The organism is Janthinobacterium sp. GW822-FHT07A03 (genome assembly GCF_058798815.1).
The window spans coordinates 259,238-277,927 of sequence record NZ_JBXAKW010000003.1; the positions used below are offsets into that span (position 1 = coordinate 259,238).

Consider the following 18,690-nt stretch of genomic DNA (forward strand, 5'->3'; position numbering starts at 1 on the left):
CGCGTGCCATTGCATACGTCACGCACAGACCACGCCTCGCGCTCAAGACTTGGGCGGAACCACCTCAATCGATTCCTCCCCCCGCTTCGCCGGCGCCCTGAACCATTCACCGGGCGGCACCACGTGCGATTCTTTCGGGTCGTCGATGTAGTGCGGCGAGGTGATCTGCACGTCGAATTCGTTGAAGACGTCGATGATGTTCTGGTGCAAGCGGTTCAGCACTTCGGCGCGCTGGCGGGGGACTTCGGCGCTGGCGTAGGCGACGAGGCGGTATTGCACGTAGTAATCCTGCAGCGCCAGCTGCATCACGTACGGTTTCGGCGCAGTCGACAGCTCCGGCGTGCGGGCAGCGGCCAGTTCCAGCATGGCGTGCACCTGGCGCCAGGGCGTGGCGTAGCCGATGGTGACGGTGGAGTCGAGCACGAAGCCGCCGCCGGGCTGGGCGCGCGAATAGTTCTTTGTCGTTTGCGACATCACCCAGGCGTTCGGCAAGGCAACTTCCTCGCCCAGGCCCGTGCGCAGGCGCGTCTCGAACATGCCGACGTCAACCACCGTGCCCTCGCTGTCGCCCACGCGCACGTATTCTCCCTTGCGCAGGGCGCGCGTGTACATCAGGATCAGGCCGCTGGCGCCCTGGCCCACGATGCTCGACGCGCCGATCGACACCATCAGGCCCACCAGCACGGACAGGCCCTGGAAGGCGGCCGTGTGCGAGCCGGGCAAATACGGGTACGCCATGGCCAGCGCGAACAGCCAGATCACCACGCTGGCGATGCGGCGCGTGGGCAGGGCCGTGTCCTTGTCCAGCCAGCCGATCTGCAATTCGCCGCTTTCCACGCGCTTGAACAGCGAGGCGGCGGTGGCGGCGATCAGGCGCGCGATGGCGAAGATCACGCACACCAGCACCAGCCCCGGCAAAGCGCCGATGATGGCGTGGAAGACGTCGGCCGCCACGTCGAACAGATAGCCGCTCAGGCTTTCGCCCCAGGAACGCGTGTAGGGCAGGCGGCCCAGCACGAAGGCGGCCCACAGATAGGTGGCCATCAGGCGCAAACCCCACAGCACGGCGCTGAGCAGTTGATACGCGAAGGCGATGTAGTGTTCGGCGTCGAGCACGCGCACGTTTTTCAGGCGCACGTCGCGCAGGCGCGAGGCCAGCAGGATGCCGCTGCGGCGCTTGGCCCAGCGGTACAAGCGCGTCAAGCCCATCCACACCAGCCAGAAAACGAGGGTGGCGGCCGCGCACACGGCGGCGGCAATCGACAGGTAGCGCCAGCTGCCCTGTTCGCGATAGTCAAACACGGCCTTGCTCAACTCGCTGGCGGCCGTTTTCGCCACGCTTTCCGTCGTGTCGCCGGCCAGCAAGTTGACGTCGCCAGGCACGACGACGAACAGTTGCACGCCGTCGAGCAGCACCTGCGTGCCCTCGGGAATCATGCGCGTGCTCGCCTGAAGCGGGCCGTTTTTCGCCAGCACGCCTTCCAGGCGGCGCTGCGCGCCGATGGCCCGTTCATCGGGCGGATAGCCGGCCAGCGCGGCGCGGAAGACGAATACCTTGCGGTTGGCAAACATCAGCGGCGCCGTCTTGACAACGGCGACCTGTGACGGCGCGATGGCGGTCGCGGCTTCCGCAACGAGCGAGGATGCGCCCTCGTCCGCGTGGGCTGCGGGCAGCAGGAAGATCGTCAACAGGCACAACAGGCGGAGCAACGCGGACATGGCAGAAATGAAAGAGTGACAAGGAGCAGCCATCATGCCATGTAATTGCGGAAACTCAAGCGCCGCAGCTAGCGTTCAGCTCGCATCATGAAAAATGATGCCCAGGGTATGGCGCAAGCCCGAACGCAGGCGCGACACGCCATGGCGCATGTTGACGCGGTAACTGCCGCGCGTGCCATTCACGGGGCGCTGCGCCACGGGAAAGATGACGGCGTCGCCCTGCGCCAGCGGCACCACCTCGGCACGCGACTGCATGCGCGGGCGCTGCTCCGTCAGCACGAACTCGCCACCCGTGAAATCGTCTTGCGGGCGCGACAGCAGCACGGCCAGCTGCAACGGAAACACGTGCTCGCCATACAGGTCCTGGTGCAGGCAGTTGTAATCGTCCTTGCGGTAGCGCAAGAGCAAGGGAGTGGGCCGCGTCTGCCCCGCCGCATGGCAGCGCGCCAGGAAATCGGCGTGGCGGGACGGAAAGCGCGCTTCCAGGCCCATGCTGGCGTGCCAGCGGTTGGCAATCGCCACCAGCGGCCCGTACAACTGTTCGCGCAAGGCGGCCACCACGTCCGGCAGCGGATGCGCCCAATACTGGTACTCGCCCTGTCCAAAACCGTGGCGCTGCATCACCACCTTGCTGCGAAAGCGCGATGCATCGTCGTATTGCGCTGCCAGCGCCCCGCACTGCGCGGGATTGAGCAAGCCCGGCACGACGGCGCAACCGTATTGATTCAGCTCATCCTCGATCTGCCGCCAGTCCAGCGCCATCATGCCTTCCCTTCGCGTTCGAGCAGCGCCTGCTTGCGTTCCACGCCCCAGCGGTAGCCGGACAGCGCGCCATCGTTGCGCACCACGCGGTGGCAGGGAATGGCGACGGCCAGCGCATTGGCGGCGCAGGCGCCCGCCACGGCGCGCGCGCCTTGCGGGGCGCCGATGCGCCGCGCCAGCTCGGCATAGCTGACCGTGCTGCCGGCAGGAATCTCGCGCAGGGCTTGCCACACGCGTTGCTGGAACACGGTGCCGCGCACGTCGAGCGGCAAGTCCAGGCCGATAGCGGGCGCCTCGACCAGGCCCACCACCTGCGCCACCGTCTGTTCATAGTCAGGCTCGGCGCCGCGCAGCTCGGCTTGCGGAAAGCGGTCCTGCAAGTCGCGCAGCAGCACTTCCGGGTCGTCGTCGATCAGAATCGCGCAGATGCCCTTCTCCGTGCTGGCCACGAGGATGGCGCCCAGCGAACAGGCGCCGATGGCAAAGCGGATCACGGCGCCGCTGCCGCCGGCACGGAATGCGCCCGGCGTCATGCCCAGCAAGCCGGGCGTGGCGGCGTACAGGCGGCCGCTGGAATTGAAGCCGGCCGCATATAACGTTTCCGTGACGTTCGCCGCGCCCTGCAAGCCGGCCTTCAGGCGCTCGCCGCGCCGCGCCGCCGCATAGGCTTTCGGCGTGATGCCCGTGTGCGCCTTGAAGACGCGGTGAAAGTGAAAGCGGCTCATGCCGGCGGCGCTGGCAAGGCTGTCGAGGTCAGGCAGCTCGTCGCTGGCGTCGATCAGCCGGCAGATATCGGCCACGATGGCCGCCTGGCGCTGGGCCAGGGGCGGCAAGTTCGGTTTGCAGCGCAGGCAGGGGCGGAAACCGGCCGCCTCCGCCTGCTCACACGTGGCGTGGAAAGCCACGTTGCGGCGCAAGGCGGGGCGCGCCGCGCAGGAAGGGCGGCAATACACGCCCGTCGTGCGCACCGAGTAATAAAAGACGCCGTCGGCATCGGGCGCGCGCCGCTGCAGGGCATCCCAGCGTTCATCGTCAGTCAGGTAAGCGTGTTCCATGGCGAACTCCGTGCAAGTCAATAGTAAGTCACCAGCATAGCCAGCGCCAGGGCGCGCCACACTCCGGCGCTTGCTTTTGAATTCAAAAAAAGGCTGGCGGCAGGCATCGCGCTCGGTGCTAAAATCGGCCATCGCGCCTCCAGCCGGCGGCGCGTCCTGCCCGCGCCCCGGAGAAACCGCATTGGACGATCATACTACCCAGGAAAATACGCCCATTTTCCAGCGCATCAAGGATTTTCTGCTGGCCGGCATTGCCGCCGGCCGCTGGAAGGAGGGCGATGTGATTCCCTCCGAGCAAGCCCTGGTGAAGCAGTTCGGCGTCTCGCGCATGACGGTCAACCGCGCCGTGCGCGAACTGACCAGCGAACAGGTGCTGACGCGGCGCCAGGGATCGGGCACCTATGTGGCACAGCAAAAATATCAGGCGACTTTGTTGGAAATCAAGAGTATCGCCGATGAAGTGCGCGCGCGCGGGCATATCCACCGCAGCAGCCTGCAATTGCTGGAACGCACCAAAGCCTCGGATTTGCTGGCCAAGCAATTCGGCCTGCCGCCGGAACACCCGCTGTTTCATTCGCTGATCGTGCATTTTGAAAACGGCGTGCCGATCCAGGTGGAAGACCGCTGGGTCAACCCCGAGTGCGCGCCCGACTACATGACGCAGGATTTTTCCAGCATCACGCCGAACGAATACCTGATGGCCGCCGCGCCCCTGCAAGGGGCCACCTACAGCATCGAGGCGCTGTCGGCGCCGCGCGACATCGCCGAAATGCTGGCCATCGACACGAAACAGGCATGCCTGGTGCTGCGCCGCCAGACGCGCTCGGGCGGCAAGATTGCCTCGATCGCCACCATGTGGCATCCCGGACACCGCTATCAGTTTGCCGGCAGTTTCACTTAAAGGCTATCGCCTCGATTGAGTAGCACGATTTCGCGCCAACTTTCTCTCAGATTCTCACCAAATCGCAAAAAAAACAGCCATTCCGGGGCAAAAAAAATCCCGTTCTGGCTGTTTCAGAACTTAACTACTCCGACTAAATATTCGATGCTATAGTTGCCGCCAGAAAGCGCCGCAGGCGTTTATTTGAGCGCGCATCATGCACTGCCAGCCCAGTCCAATCACGCCCCAGAAAGGGATGCATTTGTCGTATTGCAGCCACACGAGTTTCAGCGCACCACGCCGACGGCGCCCTGCGCTGCGCCGGCTCGCTCGTACGATGCTGGCGGCAGGCATGGCATTCTCGCTGCCGGCGCAGGCGGCGGCACACGGCATGGCGCCGGCACTGCTGTGGCCATACGCTGCGGCCAGCGCCACCGCCCTGGCGGGAGTGGCTTGCTGGCAAGCCTGGCGGCTGCGGCAACAGTTGCGCCGCCTGCTGCTGCCCGCGCATGCCCTGGCGGAACAGGATGCCGGGCAAGCCTTGCGCGGCGCGGCCATGGCTGGCTGGACCTGGCGGCGCCAGTCCGACCGGCTGCTGTTCGCCCCCCAGTACCAGGACGTGCTGGGCGACAAGGGCGCCAGGCTCGACCATGCCCTGGCCGACTGGCTGGCCGAAGTGCACCGCGACGACCGCGCGCGCCTGAGCCTGGCCTTTCGCCAGCATCTGGATGGCCAGGCGCCCGGCACCTTCAATTGCGAATTCCGCTTGCGCCACAGCGACGGCCACTGGCGCTGGCTGCTGGCGCGCGGCGCCGTGCTGACACGCGCCTCGGATGGCGCCGCCACGCAGGCCAGCGGCATCGTCTGCGATATCAGCGAGCGCAAGCAGGACGAGCAATCGCGCATGCGCTCGATGCTGGAAGCGGCGCCCGAAGCCATGCTGGTGGCCGACGTCGAGGGCAAGGTGCATTACGCCAACCAGATCGGCGCGCGCTGCTTCGGCTATCCGCTGGCCGAATTAACGGGCATGTCGCTGGAACAATTGGTACCGGAAAGCACGGCCAGCCAGTCCGTGGGTGACCCGCAAGCGCGGCACAGCCTGCCAGGCCGGGTGATGATGGCGCGCCGCCGCGACGGCACGCACTTCCCCGCCAAGGTCAGCCTGTCGCCGCTGCGCATGGCCGGGCAATTGTTTTCCATCGTCTCGCTGCGCGACATGACGCAGCGGCAACGCGCCGAGGAAGCCCTGCACGCCAGCTCGGAACGCTACCGCCTGATCGTACAGACGGCCGCCGAAGGCATCTGGATGACGGATGCGGACGGCAAGACCACCTTCGTCAACCCGAAGATGGCGCACATGCTGGGCTACACGGTGCAGGAAATGCTGGGCCGGCCCCTGCTCGACTTCATGGACCGCGACAGCCAGCTGCTGATGCAGCGCCGCCTGGCCAGCCACGGCAGTGCCGCCAGCCAGCCGGACCAGGTCGATTTCCGCTTCTTCCGCAAGGATCAGTCCAGCCTGTGGGGCTTGCTGTCGAGCACCAGCATCCAGTCGGACAACGGCGAGCCGGGCGGCACCCTGGCGATGATCACCGACATCACGGAACGGCGCCAGGCGTCGATCGCCCTGTCGAATTCGAGCCAGCGCATGGCGTCCGTCTTCGGCGCCGTGACGAATGGCCTGGTGGTGCAGGACAGCCACGGTCACATTCTGGAAAGCAACGCCGCCGCCGAGCGCATGCTGGCGGCCAGCCCGGCCGGCAACAGCCTGTGGCAAGCCATCCGCGAAGACGGCTCCGCCTTCGACCAGCGCAGCCATCCCGTGCACATCACCCTGTCGACGGGCGAGGCCATGCGCGACGTGCTGATGGGCGTGCAGCAACCCGACGGCAGCCTGTCGTGGCTGTCCGTGAATACCGAGGCCATCCGCGATGAATACGGCAAGGTGGGCATGGTGGTGGCCAGCCTGACGGACATCACGTATCACAAGCGCAGCGAGAGCGCCTTGCGCGAACTCAATGAACATCTGGAAGAGCGCGTGGCGCAGCGCACGGAGCAGCTGGACCAGGCCAAGCAGGTGGCCGAAGAAGCCAGCCTGGCGAAGGGACAATTCCTGGCCAACATGAGCCATGAAATCCGCACGCCCATGAATGGCGTGATCGGCATGGCCTATCTGGCCCTGAAAACGGATTTGGAACCGCGCCAGCGCGATTACCTGGAAAAAATCCGTTTTGCCGGAGAGCACTTGCTGGGCATCATCGACGACATTCTCGACATCTCGAAGATCGAGGCGGGCAAGCTGGAAATCGAGCGCGTCAACTTCAGTTTCGACCACGTCGTGCAAACGCTGATGACGGTGGTGGCGCCGCGCGCCGCCGGCAAGAACCTGGAGCTGCTGTTCGAAATCGACCCGCAACTGCCGGCCGTGCTCGTGGGCGACCCGCTGCGCCTGGGACAAGTGCTGATCAACTACGCCAATAACGCCATCAAGTTCAGCGAACAGGGCAGCATCACCGTGAAAGTGCGCAAGGTGGTGGCGGACGCCAGGCACTGCCTGGTGCGCTTCGAAGTGTGCGACCACGGCATCGGCCTGTCACAGGATGAAATGAGCAAACTGTTCCAGTCCTTCCAGCAAGCCGACACCTCCACCACGCGCGAATATGGCGGCACGGGCCTGGGCCTGGCCATCTGCAAGCAGCTGGCCCAGCTGATGGGCGGCGACGTGGGCGTCGACAGCCGTCCCGGCGCCGGCAGCACCTTCTGGTTCACGGCCAACCTGGGCATTTCCGACCAGGCGGCGCCCGCCATGCTCGACAGCATGGTGCAGACGGCGGCGGCCATGCGCGCCAGCGCCGACGCGGCCCTGGTGATGCGCACGCTCAAGCATGCGCGCATCCTGCTGGTGGAAGACAACACGTTTAATCAGCAGGTGGCGCTGGAATTGCTGGAGGAAGCGGGCGCCTCCGTCTGCCTGGCCAACAATGGCGAGGAAGCGCTCGATTTGCTGCGCCAGACCCAGTTCGACTGCGTGCTGATGGACGTGCAGATGCCGCTGATGGATGGCTTGCAGGCGACGCGCCACATCCGCGCCGACCCGCAGCTGGCGCACCTGCGCGTGCTGGCCATGACGGCCACGGCCACCAGCGAAGACCGCGTGCGCTGCCTGGACGCGGGCATGGACGATTTCATTTCCAAGCCCATCCAGCCGGCCATGATGTACCAGACCATCGCCAGCTGGCTGCCGGCGCGCGAAACGCCGCCGCCACCGGCGCGCAGCCGCGCCGCGCCCGCCTTCAAGACCACGCTGGCGGGCGACCCGCAGGTGATCGACCTGTCGATCCTCGCCAAGTTGCTGGGCTACAACCCGGAAAAGGTGCGCAAATTCGCCTTCAAGTTCCTGCAGACGACGCAGGATGGCTTTGGCGACATCGATGCGGCCCTGGCGCGCGGCGACGTGCACCAGGTGCGGGAACTGGGGCACCGCATCAAGTCGTCGGCGCGCACCGTGGGGGCCCTGGGGCTGGCCGAGCTGTGCCACAACCTGGAAACCCTGGCGCCGGGCGAACCGGCCGACGAGGCGGAGCGGGCGCAGCACATCGTCGCGCGCCTGTGGCCCCTGCTGGAACAGATTACCGAACAAATCATGAATAACACCAGCTTTGCCAATGACGATTAGCTACCGCCAAATTCCTTTGAGGCAAGGTATCGGCATCGACAGCGATGCGCATATCAATAGAAAGACAGGACGATGACTACTGTATCAAACCAAGCAAGCCGGGAACACAGCGAAGCAGGCCTGGCGCCATTGCGCGTATTGCTGCTGGACGACGACGTGTTCATGCTCGACGTGCTCAGCGACATGCTCGAGCAGATGGGCCAGTTCGACATCCGCTGCGAGTCGCACAGCGAACAGGCGCTGGCCACCCTGAAGCAGCACCAGCCCGATCTGCTGATCTGCGACCTGTCCATGCCCGACATCGACGGCATCGAATTCTTGCGCATGGCGGCTGAAAACGGCTTCCGCGGCGGCGTGGTCCTGCTGTCGGGCCTGCATTCGGCCGTGCGCCTGGCGGCCGAACGCCTGGCCATGGCCAACGGACTGCATATATTAGGCACCTTCCGCAAGCCGATGGAAAGCGCGGAACTGCAGCTCATGGTGAACTTGCAGCTGCAGCACACGGCGCGTCAGGCCAGCGCGCAAGCCTGATCGCACAGCCAGGCCGGGAGGGCGGACACGGCGCTGCAGGCCAGCAGACATGCGGCTTTGCCGCCCTGCCCGCACGCGCAGGGACGATATGCTGGTGATATGCCTCAAGTTTTTCTGCAATAATCGCCACGCTTTGAAAAAATGGGTTATTATTTCAGCCATCCCCGCCTGCATACCTCTGGTCGCACCTTCCAAGAACATTGAATTTGTGCCCATTGCCCCCATCTTCTCACTGCATTCCAGGAAGCATGGATGGCGAACCAGCGTATGGTTAATTCCAGGCATTATTGATCCCACCCTCATTTGAGGAAAATATGAGCGAAAATATCAAACACATTAGCGATGCATCTTTTGAAGCAGACGTCCTGAAATCCGAGTTGCCAGTACTGGTCGACTTCTGGGCAGAATGGTGCGGTCCCTGCAAGGCCATCGCTCCGATCCTGGAAGAAGTGGCCAAGGAATACGCCGGCCGCATCGTGATCGCCAAGATGGACGTGGACGCCAACCAGGCAGTGCCTGCCAAGTTCGGCATCCGCGGCATCCCGACCCTGATCCTGTTCAAGGATGGTGTTGCAGCTGCTCAAAAAGTGGGCGCCATGGCCAAGGGCCAGTTGACCGCTTTCGTCGACAGCAACATTTAATGTATGATGGGCAGCGCTGCGCCCGCAGCGCCGCCTGACTGGATAGACCGGGAAGCGGCTTTGCCTCATTCGTGCACAGCCTTCCCCAATAATTAATCAACGCCACGCAGTCCCCTCCCCTACCTTTACATCCCGTCTCGGGACACTCAACACATATGCATTTATCCGAACTAAAGGCCCTACACGTATCCGCCCTGCTTGAGATGGCGATCGGTCTTGACATTGACAACGCAGCCCGCTTGCGCAAACAGGAGCTGATGTTCGCTATCCTGAAGAAACGCGCCAAGTCCGGCGAACAGATTTTTGGCGACGGCGCCCTGGAAGTGCTGCCTGACGGCTTCGGCTTCCTGCGCTCGCCTGACGCCAGCTACATGGCGTCCACCGACGATATTTACATCTCCCCTTCGCAAATCCGCCGCTTCAATCTGCACACCGGCGATTCGATCGAAGGCGAGGTACGGACCCCGAAAGATGGCGAACGCTATTTCGCACTGGTCAAAGTCGACAAGGTCAACGGCGAATCGCCGGAGATGTCGAAACACCGCATCCTGTTTGAAAACCTGACGCCGCTGCACCCGAACGAGCCGCTGCGCCTGGAACGTGAAATGAATGGCCAGGAAAACATCACCGGCCGCATCATCGACCTGATCGCCCCGATCGGCAAAGGCCAGCGCGGCTTGCTGGTGGCGTCGCCGAAATCCGGCAAATCCGTGATCCTGCAGCACATCGCGCATGCGATCACGGCCAATCACCCGGACATCACCCTGATCGTGCTGCTGATCGACGAACGTCCGGAAGAAGTTACCGAAATGCAACGTTCGGTCCGCGGCGAAGTCGTCGCCTCGACCTTCGACGAGCCGGCCACGCGCCACGTGCAAGTGGCCGAGATGGTGCTGGAAAAAGCCAAGCGCCTGGTCGAAATGAAAAAAGACGTGGTCATCCTGCTCGACTCGATCACCCGCCTGGCGCGTGCCTACAACACCGTCATCCCTGCCTCGGGCAAGGTCCTGACCGGCGGTGTCGACGCGAACGCGCTGCAACGTCCAAAACGCTTCTTCGGCGCCGCGCGCAATATCGAAGAAGGCGGCTCGCTGACCATCATCGCCACGGCGCTGATCGAAACGGGTTCGCGCATGGATGACGTGATCTTTGAAGAATTCAAGGGTACCGGCAACATGGAAGTGCATCTGGAACGCCGTTTGGCCGAAAAACGTGTCTATCCGGCAATTAACCTGAACAAATCAGGTACCCGCCGCGAAGAACTGCTGATCAAGCCGAACGAGCTGCAGAAAATCTGGATCCTGCGCAAGTTGCTGTACTCGATGGACGAGATCGAGGCGATGGAGTTCATTCTGGACAAGATGAAGGCCACGAAGAACAACGCCGAGTTCTTCGACATGATGCGCCGAGGGGGGTAAACCTACTGCGCGTCCCGCTCTACGGCCTGTGTTGCTCGCTGTACCTTCGTACAGCTGCGCTACTCGGCCGTATATCGGGCCTGCTCGCTACGGTTTCCCTCCCCTCGGTGGCGTCATATCAATGCGCTACCGGCCCAAGCCGCTCCTGGAGCGGCTTTTTTATTGCCGCCGGCCCGAAAGCGCTATATAATCGACGGTTGCATTATTTTAAACCCTGGCAAGTGATCGGCAATCGGGTCAAGAAGCAGGACGACCGACGAAGTGCTGTTTGGCTACCAAACTAGAGAGAAGACCATGAAAGTCGATACCCATCCAGAATACCGCGAAGTTGTTTTCCACGATCTGTCGTGCGATTTCAAATTCGTTACCCGCTCGACCATCCAAACCCGCGAAAAAATCACCCACGACGGTAAAGAATACCCACTGGTGAAGATCGAGGTTTCGGCTGAATCGCACCCATTCTTCACGGGCAAGCACAAAATCGTCGATACCGCTGGTCGCGTCGAGAAGTTCCGTCAGAAGTTCGGTTCGGTTGGTTCGAAAACCGCAGTCGCAGCAGGCTGATTTTTGCCGCTTTGCGGCAAAACAGGGCAGCTTCGGCTGCCAGAGAAAAGGCAGCCACGGCTGCCTTTTTTGTCTTTGGCCGCTTTACTTTATACTCGCGCATACCCGACGCCATTCGTCGCGTCTTGCCACTATTCTGATACCGATTATCGATGAAGCCAGTCCGCCTTCCCGCCGCTGCCACACTCGCGCTGCCACGATGGGCCTTGTTTGCGCTCGGCCTGCTGTACATCCTGCCTGGCCTGATCGGCCGCGAACCGTGGAAGAACGATGACGCCGCCAGTTTCGGCATCATGTGGACCATGGCGCATGGCGGCCTGAACGACTGGCTGTGGCCCAACGTGGCCGGCCTGTCGCTGCCCGATGAAGGCCCGCTGACCTTCTGGCTGGGCGCCATCTTCATCAAGCTGTTCGGCTGGATCGACGGCGACGTCTTCGGCGCGCGCATGTCGACCATCGGCATCTTCGTCGTCAGCACCCTGTCCGTCTGGTACACCGCCTTCAACCTGGGCCGCCGCAACGACGCCCAGCCGCTGCGCCTGGCCTTCGGCGGCCAGCCCGAGCCAGACGATTTCGGCCGCACCCTGGCCGATGCCGCCGTGCTCATCTATCTGGGCTGCCTGGGCCTGCTGCAGCACAGCCACGACATCACGGCCGAAGCGCTGTACGTGTCCCTGATGGCCTATCTGCTGTACCGCGCCGTGCGCTACATGGAAGGCCCGTCCGTGCGCAATGCCGCCCTGCTGGGCCTGGCGCTGGGCGGCCTGACCCTCACGCGCGGCTGGATCACGCCGGCGGCGCTGAGCATCGCCCTGCTGCTGTGCACCGTCTTCCTGCGCCTGCCGCTGCTGCGCAGCGTGCGCCACCTGGCGCTGGCCATCCTGATCGGCGCCGCGCTGACCCTGCTCTGGCTGCTGCCGGGCGAATGGCTGCAGCCGTACGGCCATTCGCCGATGCAGGCATGGATGGAATGGAATTGCCGCCAGTTCAGCGCCCCGAGCCTGAAAAGCGTGCAGTACTTCTTGCGCGTCGGCATCTGGTTCTTCTGGCCCGCGTGGCCGTTCGCCGCCTGGGCCGTGTATGCCTGGCGCCGCCAGCACCACGTGCTGCACATCGTCGTGCCGCTGACCTTTGTTGCCATGCTGGCCATTTTGGGCCTGTGCCATCCCGATCCCGACCCGAGCCAGCTGCTGCCGCTGCTGCCGCCGCTGGCCGTGATGGCCGCGTTCGGCCTGCTGACCATGAAACGGGGCGCCATCAACGCCATCGACTGGTTCTCCGTGATGGTGCTGACCATCTGCGCCCTCGCGCTGTGGCTGTTCTGGTTCGCCATCCTGACCGGCTGGCCGCCGAAACTGTCGCATAATGCTCTGAAACTCATGCCCGGCTTCAAGCCCGAGCTGGACTTGCTGGCCTTCTTCGTCGCCGCCTGCGCCAGCGCGGGCTGGGTGGCGCTGGTGCACTGGCGCATCTCGCGCCAGCCGGCCGTGCTGTGGCGCGCCGTGGTGCTGTCGTCCGGCGGGCTGATCCTGATCTGGGTGCTGATCATGACCCTGTTCCTGCCGCCGCTGAACTACAGCAAGAGCTACGCCAGCGTGGCGCACCAGATTTCAGTCCACCTGCCGCCGGGCACTACTTGCATCAACAGCAATGTCGGCGCCGCCCAGCGCGCCTCGTTCGCCTACTACGGCCACCTGCCGTTTGCCACGGTGGGGCAGCAGCAATGCGATGTGTTCTTGTTGCAAGACAGCATCAAAGTTCCCGACAACAAGGAAAAGCTGCCGGAACACCACGGTGCGGACTGGATCAAGCTGTGGGAAGGGCGCCGCCCCACGGATGACGTGGAACGCTTCCGCCTGTACCAGCGCGTCAGGTAAGCAGCAAAAAAAACCGGGCCAGCCCCGGTTTTTTTACGTCCGGCAGAGAATAATTGCCGCCAGGAAAAGTGTTGTCTTAAAATATAGTTAATTACCTAAATTGAACTAACATTGTTTTTTAGATTATAATAGCGGACTGCGCGATGGCGGTGTCTTGCTTTCCCGCCCGAATCGTCCCCCAATTCACTATGAGATTGTCCATGAAATTATTTACCACACGCACCTTGCCGCTCATCAGCGCCGCCCTGTTCGCCTTCTCCTTCAGCGCTTCGGCGCAAGCGACCGTGGTCGACCTGGGCGTTGCCAATGGCTACTCGGCCTTTATCTTCGGCAACATCGGCAGCAGCGGCTCCAGCGGCTTTACCAGCGTCGGTGGCAGCATTGCCGCTGGCGGCAATATCTACCTGGACAACTACAGCGTTGGCACGAATAAAAAGCCAGGCAGCGCCATCAATTCGGTCGTTGCTGGCGGCAACCTGAACACGGGCTGGGGCACGCTCAGCGGTTCGGCCGTGTACGGCGTCAGCAACCCTAACGCCACCCTGACGGCGCCGCAATGGTTCCCAACGAACAACATCAGCAAAGGCAATGCGTCCACCCTGGACTTCGCGGGCGCCAAGCAGCAACTGACGACCCTGTCGGGCGACGTGGCCAAGCTGCAATCGAACGGTACCGTGATTTCGCAGTACGGCAACATGACCCTGGTGGGCAATGTCAACGCCGACGTGAATATTTTCAACATCGATGCGTCGAACCTGCATAACCTGACCCTGGACCTGTCCTCGCTGAAAAGCACGGCCAGCATCATCATCAACGGCACGGCCACCAACATCACCATGAGCGGCGGCTTCGACAATTTCGCCAGTTTCGCCAACCGCACGTTGTTCAACTTCGCCAACGCCACCACCACCAGCCTGCAGAACGTCGGCATCAACGGCAGCATCCTGGCGCCGAACAGCGCGTTCTCGGGCTCCGGCGACATGAATGGCACCCTGATCGCCAATTCGGTCAGCTCGATCAATTATGGCCATGTTGCGATGAACGGCTCCGGCTTCAACACGGTCAACGTCTCGGCCGTACCTGAGCCAGGCACCTACGCCATGCTGCTGGCCGGCCTGGGCTTGCTGGCCTTCATGCGCCGCCGCACGCCAGCGCGCGCACCGCAAGCCGCGATGGCCTAAGCTTTACGCTACATCAATAAAAAACACCGGGCCGCGCGAGCGTCCCGGTGTTTTTTTATGTGCTGGCGAAAAACTAATCCGCGCTCAGCCCCAGATCCGTCGCCACCTGCTTGCGCAATAAGTATTTCTGGATCTTGCCCGTCACCGTCATGGGGAATTCCTCGACGAAGCGCACATAGCGGGGAATCTTGTAATAGGCGATCTGCCCATCGCAAAAGGCGCGGATATCCTCGCTGGTGGCCTGCGTGCCCGGGCGCAAGATGATGCAGGCGCACAGTTCTTCACCATACTTGGCGTCCGGCACGCCCACGCATTGCACGTCGAGCACGCTCGGGTGGCGGTACAGGAATTCCTCGACTTCGCGCGGGTAGATGTTTTCGCCGCCGCGTATCACCATGTCCTTCGAGCGGCCGACGATGCTGCAAAAGCCGTAGTCGTCGATGACGGCCAGGTCGCCCGTGTGCATCCAGCGCGCCGTGTCGATGGCTTCGCTGGTTTTTTCAGGATCGCCCCAGTAGCCCTGCATCACGGAATAGCCGCGCGTGAGCAATTCGCCCTTTTCGCCGCGCGGCACGATGCGCCCTTCCGCATCGATGATTTTCACTTCCAGGTGCGGGTGGACGCGGCCGATGGACGAGACGCGCATCTCGCGCGGGTCGTCGATCGACGTCTGGAAGCTGACGGGCGACGTTTCCGTCATGCCATACGCAATCGTGATTTCCGCCATGTGCATCAATTCGATGACCCTCGTCATGACTTCCATCGGGCATGGCGAGCCGGCCATGATGCCGGTGCGCAAGTTCGACAGATCGTATTGCTTGAAATCAGGATGGTCGAGGATGGCGATGAACATGGTGGGCACGCCATGCAAGCCCGTGCAGCGCTCGGCCTGCACCGTTTCCAGCACGGCTTTCGGATCGAAGCCTTCGCCAGGGAACACCATGGCCGCGCCATGCGTGACGCAGGCCAGGTTGCCCAGCACCATGCCGAAGCAGTGGTACAGGGGCACGGGGATGCACAAGCGGTCCCGTTGCGTCAGGCGCATGGCTTCGCCGATGAAAAAGCCATTGTTCAGGATATTGTGGTGCGTCAAGGTGGCGCCCTTCGGCGCGCCCGTGGTGCCGGACGTGAACTGAATGTTGACGGCGTCGTCAAACTGCAAGCCAGCGCTCACTTCGGCCAGCTGCGCCAGGTCGGCGTCCGTGATGCCGTCCATCACCGCGTCGAAATTGTGCATGCCCGGCGTGGCGGCCGCGCCCAGGCGGATGACGTGGCGCAATTGCGGCAGGCGCGGCGACTGCAGGGCGCCGGCGCGCGAACGGGCGATTTCCGGCACCACGTCTTGCACGATGGCCAGGTAATCGCTGGACTTGAAGCTGGGCGACAGGATCAGCGCGCTGCATTGCACCTTGTCGAGCACGTATTCGAGTTCCGAGCGGCGGTAGGCGGGGTTGATGTTGACCATGATCAAGCCAGCTTTCGCCGTGGCAAACTGGGTCAGCACCCATTCGGCGCAGTTTTGCGACCAGATGCCGACCCGGTCGCCCGGCTGCAAGCCCAGTTTCAACAGGCCGGCGGCCAGCTTGTGAACGCGCTGCTGGAATTCAAGATACGTCCAGCGCACGTTCTGGTGCGCTACGATCAGGGCATCGTGCTGGCCATAGCGGGCGGCGATGCCGTCCAGGTAGGCGCCTATCGTTTCGCCGATCAACGGCGTCTCGTGGGCGCCGTGTACATAACTCATTGCTTGCATGCTGTCTCCAGGGTGTGTGGCGCGGCGCGCTCTTGTTATCGTCTTCGATGCAGAAAATTATAGCCGCAACCGCCCCCGCCCTGCGTCAGCTTGCTGTAATGTGCAGGCCAGCACAGCAGATACTCACGGCACCATGACAGGCAACGCGCAGCACCCGCCCGAACAGGGCTTCATTTTGACCCGCCACTGGCGCGACACGCCCGCCGGCACGGAGGTCGATTTCTGGCTGGCAACGGATGCCGGGCCCCGCCACGTGCGCCTGCCACTGCAGACGGCCGTCGCCTTCCTTCCCATGGAGCAGCAGGAACAGGCGCAACAGCTGCTGCGCGGCGAGCGCCACGCGGAGCTGCGGCCCCTGTCGCTGTGCGATTTCCACCACCGCCCCGTGCTGGGGCTGTACTGCAAGCAATACCGGCATTTGCTGAAGCTGGAAAAGCAGCTGCGCGCCCACGGCGTCGACGTGTACGAAGCGGACATCCGCCCGCCCGAGCGCTACCTGATGGAGCGCTTCATTACGGCACCCGTATCGTTCAGCGGGGATACGGCGCAGGATGTGCAGCTGAAACCGGCGCCCGGCTACCGGCCAAGCTTGAAACTGGCATCGCTCGATATCGAGACGACGGCGCATGGCGAGCTGTATTCGCTGGCCCTGGAAGGCTGCGGCCAGCGCCAGGTCTACATGCTGGGGCCGCAAAACGGCGGCGATGAGCTACTCGACTTCGACCTCGAATACTGCGACACGCGCGCGCAGATCCTCGAGCGCCTGAACACGTGGATGGAGCGGCACGACCCGGACGCCATCATCGGCTGGAACCTGGTGCAGTTCGACTTGCGCGTGCTCAAGGAACATGCTGAGCGTTATCAAGTGTCCTTGAAACTGGGACGCGGCGGCGCCGTGATGGAATGGCGCGAGCACGGCGGCAAGCAGGAACACTATTTTGCCGCTGCGGCCGGCCGCCTGATCATCGATGGCATCGAAGCGCTCCGGTCGGCGACGTGGAATTTTTCTTCGTTCAGCCTGGAAAACGTGGCACAGACCTTGCTGGGCGAAGGCAAGTCCATCGACAATCCCTACCAGCGCATGGCCGAGATCGACCGGCGCTTCCGCGAAGACAAGCCCGCGCTGGCCCGCTACAACCTCAAGGATTGCGAGCTGGTCACGCGCATCTTCGCGAAAACCGAACTGCTGACCTTCCTGCTGGAGCGGGCCAGCGTGACGGGGCTGGCGGCCGACCGCAGCGGCGGCTCCGTGGCCGCCTTCGAACACCTGTACTTGCCGCTGATGCACCGGCAGGGTTACGTGGCGCCCAACCTGGGCGATATCTCCGGCGAAAACAGCCCGGGCGGCTTCGTCATGGATTCGCAGTCGGGCCTGTACGATTCCGTGCTGGTGCTCGACTATAAAAGCCTGTACCCGTCCATCATCCGCACTTTCCTGATCGACCCCGTGGGGCTGGTGGTGGGCACCAGCGGCGACGAGGCCGATACCGTGCCCGGCTACCGGGGCGCGCAGTTTTCGCGTGTAAAACATTGCCTGCCTGCCATCGTGAAACAGGTGTGGCAAGGGCGCGAGACGGCCAAGCGCGAGCGCAACGCGCCGCTGTCGCAAGCGTTAAAGATCATCATGAACGCGTTCTACGGCGTGCTGGGCTCCAGCGGCTGCCGCTTTTTCGATCCGCGCCTGGCCTCGTCGATCACCCTGCGCGGCCACGACATCATGCACCGCACGCGCGAGCTGATCACCGAGCAGGGTTATCAGGTGATCTATGGCGACACGGATTCCACGTTTGTGTGGCTGAAGACGGCGCATAGCGACGAAGAGGCGGGCAAGATCGGCCGCGCCCTGGTGGCGCATGTGAACGCCTGGTGGGACGCCCATCTGCGCGAGGAATTCGGCCTGGAAAATGCGCTGGAACTGGAATTCGAGACGCATTACCGGCGTTTCCTGATGCCCACCATCCGCGGCTCGGAAGAAGGCAGCAAGAAGCGCTACGCGGGCCTGGTCGGCAAACCCGACGGCAGCGAACAGATGGTCTACAAGGGCTTGGAAACGGTGCGCAGCGACTGGACGCCGCTGGCGCAGCAATTCCAGCAAGCCTTGTACCTGCGCATCTTCCAGCGCGCCGCCTACCAGGACTATGTGCGCGACTACGTGGCGCGCACGGTGCGCGGCGAATTCGACGCTTTATTGGTCTACCGCAAGCGCTTGCGCCGCCCGCTCGACGATTACCAGCGCAACGTGCCGCCCCACGTGCGCGCGGCGCGCACGGCCGACGCCTACAACCTGGCGCAGGGCCGGCCGCTGCAATACCAGAACGGCGGCTGGATCAGCTATGTCATCACGGTGGCGGGGCCGGAACCGCTGGAAACGCAGCGCTCGCCCATCGACTACCAGCATTACCTGACGCGCCAGCTGCAGCCGGTCGCGGACGCCATCTTGCCCTTCCTGGGCGACGATTTTTCGCGCCTCGTGTCCGGTCAGCAGGATTTGTTTTAGATCAATTTTGCTGACCGGCACAGCCAAGCTGAGGTAATATCGGCGCCTGCCGGGCCAGTCCGCGGGCGCTGTGCGCCGGGGCAGCGTAAAATACGCCTTGGCGAAAGAATAAGAGCTGCATGAAGAAGATGCCATT

13 protein-coding genes are annotated in these 18,690 nt (G+C 63.2%); 9 read left to right on the forward strand and 4 right to left on the reverse strand.

Annotation, left to right across the window (positions count from 1 at the left end; all coding sequences use genetic code 11):
- Positions 1-42: 42 nt before the first annotated feature.
- The 3 genes from AC1RJW_RS10765 to ada all read right to left on the reverse strand — a co-directional run bounded on the left by AC1RJW_RS10765 (position 43) and on the right by ada (position 3,536).
- On the reverse strand, positions 43-1,719 hold the full coding sequence (locus AC1RJW_RS10765) for a mechanosensitive ion channel family protein (RefSeq protein WP_493044907.1): 1,677 nt from the start codon (positions 1,717-1,719) through the stop codon (positions 43-45).
- 75 nt (positions 1,720-1,794) lie between these two features.
- Positions 1,795-2,484, reverse strand: coding sequence for a 2OG-Fe(II) oxygenase (locus AC1RJW_RS10770; RefSeq protein WP_493044908.1), 690 nt, complete (start codon positions 2,482-2,484; stop codon positions 1,795-1,797).
- Positions 2,481-3,536 (reverse strand): bifunctional DNA-binding transcriptional regulator/O6-methylguanine-DNA methyltransferase Ada, encoded by a 1,056-nt coding sequence (gene ada / locus AC1RJW_RS10775; protein ID WP_493044909.1) that lies wholly within the window; start codon positions 3,534-3,536, stop codon positions 2,481-2,483. The genes AC1RJW_RS10770 and ada overlap by 4 nt, the downstream gene beginning before the upstream one ends.
- 181 nt (positions 3,537-3,717) lie before the next feature.
- Here ada and hutC point away from each other — a divergent pair, with 181 nt between their 5' ends.
- The 8 genes from hutC to AC1RJW_RS10815 all read left to right on the forward strand — a co-directional run bounded on the left by hutC (position 3,718) and on the right by AC1RJW_RS10815 (position 14,304).
- Positions 3,718-4,437: a histidine utilization transcriptional repressor HutC gene (gene hutC / locus AC1RJW_RS10780; protein ID WP_070224202.1), complete on the forward strand. Its 720-nt coding sequence runs from the start codon at positions 3,718-3,720 to the stop codon at positions 4,435-4,437.
- Positions 4,438-4,768: 331 nt separating this feature from the next.
- Positions 4,769-8,092 (forward strand): PAS domain S-box protein, encoded by a 3,324-nt coding sequence (locus AC1RJW_RS10785; protein WP_493044910.1) that lies wholly within the window; start codon positions 4,769-4,771, stop codon positions 8,090-8,092.
- 72 nt (positions 8,093-8,164) lie between these two features.
- The gene (locus AC1RJW_RS10790) at positions 8,165-8,623 is read left to right on the forward strand and encodes a response regulator (RefSeq protein ID WP_493044911.1); all 459 of its coding nucleotides are present in this window, start codon (positions 8,165-8,167) and stop codon (positions 8,621-8,623) included.
- A gap of 314 nt (positions 8,624-8,937) precedes the next feature.
- Positions 8,938-9,264 (forward strand): thioredoxin TrxA, encoded by a 327-nt coding sequence (gene trxA / locus AC1RJW_RS10795; RefSeq protein ID WP_086137203.1) that lies wholly within the window; start codon positions 8,938-8,940, stop codon positions 9,262-9,264.
- 155 nt (positions 9,265-9,419) lie between these two features.
- On the forward strand, positions 9,420-10,682 hold the full coding sequence (gene rho, locus AC1RJW_RS10800; protein ID WP_034746249.1) for a transcription termination factor Rho: 1,263 nt from the start codon (positions 9,420-9,422) through the stop codon (positions 10,680-10,682).
- Positions 10,683-10,976: 294 nt separating this feature from the next.
- Positions 10,977-11,246 carry a type B 50S ribosomal protein L31 gene (locus AC1RJW_RS10805; protein WP_034746247.1) on the forward strand — a complete coding sequence of 90 codons (270 nt, stop codon included), beginning with the start codon at positions 10,977-10,979 and terminating at the stop codon, positions 11,244-11,246.
- A 152-nt stretch (positions 11,247-11,398) separates the two neighbouring features.
- Positions 11,399-13,123: an ArnT family glycosyltransferase gene (locus tag AC1RJW_RS10810; protein ID WP_493044912.1), complete on the forward strand. Its 1,725-nt coding sequence runs from the start codon at positions 11,399-11,401 to the stop codon at positions 13,121-13,123.
- Between the two features lie 200 nt (positions 13,124-13,323).
- Positions 13,324-14,304: a choice-of-anchor A family protein gene (locus AC1RJW_RS10815; protein ID WP_493044913.1), complete on the forward strand. Its 981-nt coding sequence runs from the start codon at positions 13,324-13,326 to the stop codon at positions 14,302-14,304.
- Between the two features lie 73 nt (positions 14,305-14,377).
- Here the strand turns inward: AC1RJW_RS10815 and AC1RJW_RS10820 are convergent, their stop codons facing one another.
- Positions 14,378-16,057, reverse strand: a complete 1,680-nt coding sequence (locus tag AC1RJW_RS10820; protein ID WP_493044914.1) for an AMP-binding protein — start codon at positions 16,055-16,057, stop codon at positions 14,378-14,380.
- A 133-nt stretch (positions 16,058-16,190) separates the two neighbouring features.
- On the opposite strand from AC1RJW_RS10820, the gene AC1RJW_RS10825 reads away from it, so the two are divergent.
- Entirely contained in the window at positions 16,191-18,554 is a 2,364-nt protein-coding gene (locus AC1RJW_RS10825; protein WP_493044915.1) for a DNA polymerase II, read from the forward strand.
- Positions 18,555-18,690 lie beyond the last annotated feature (136 nt).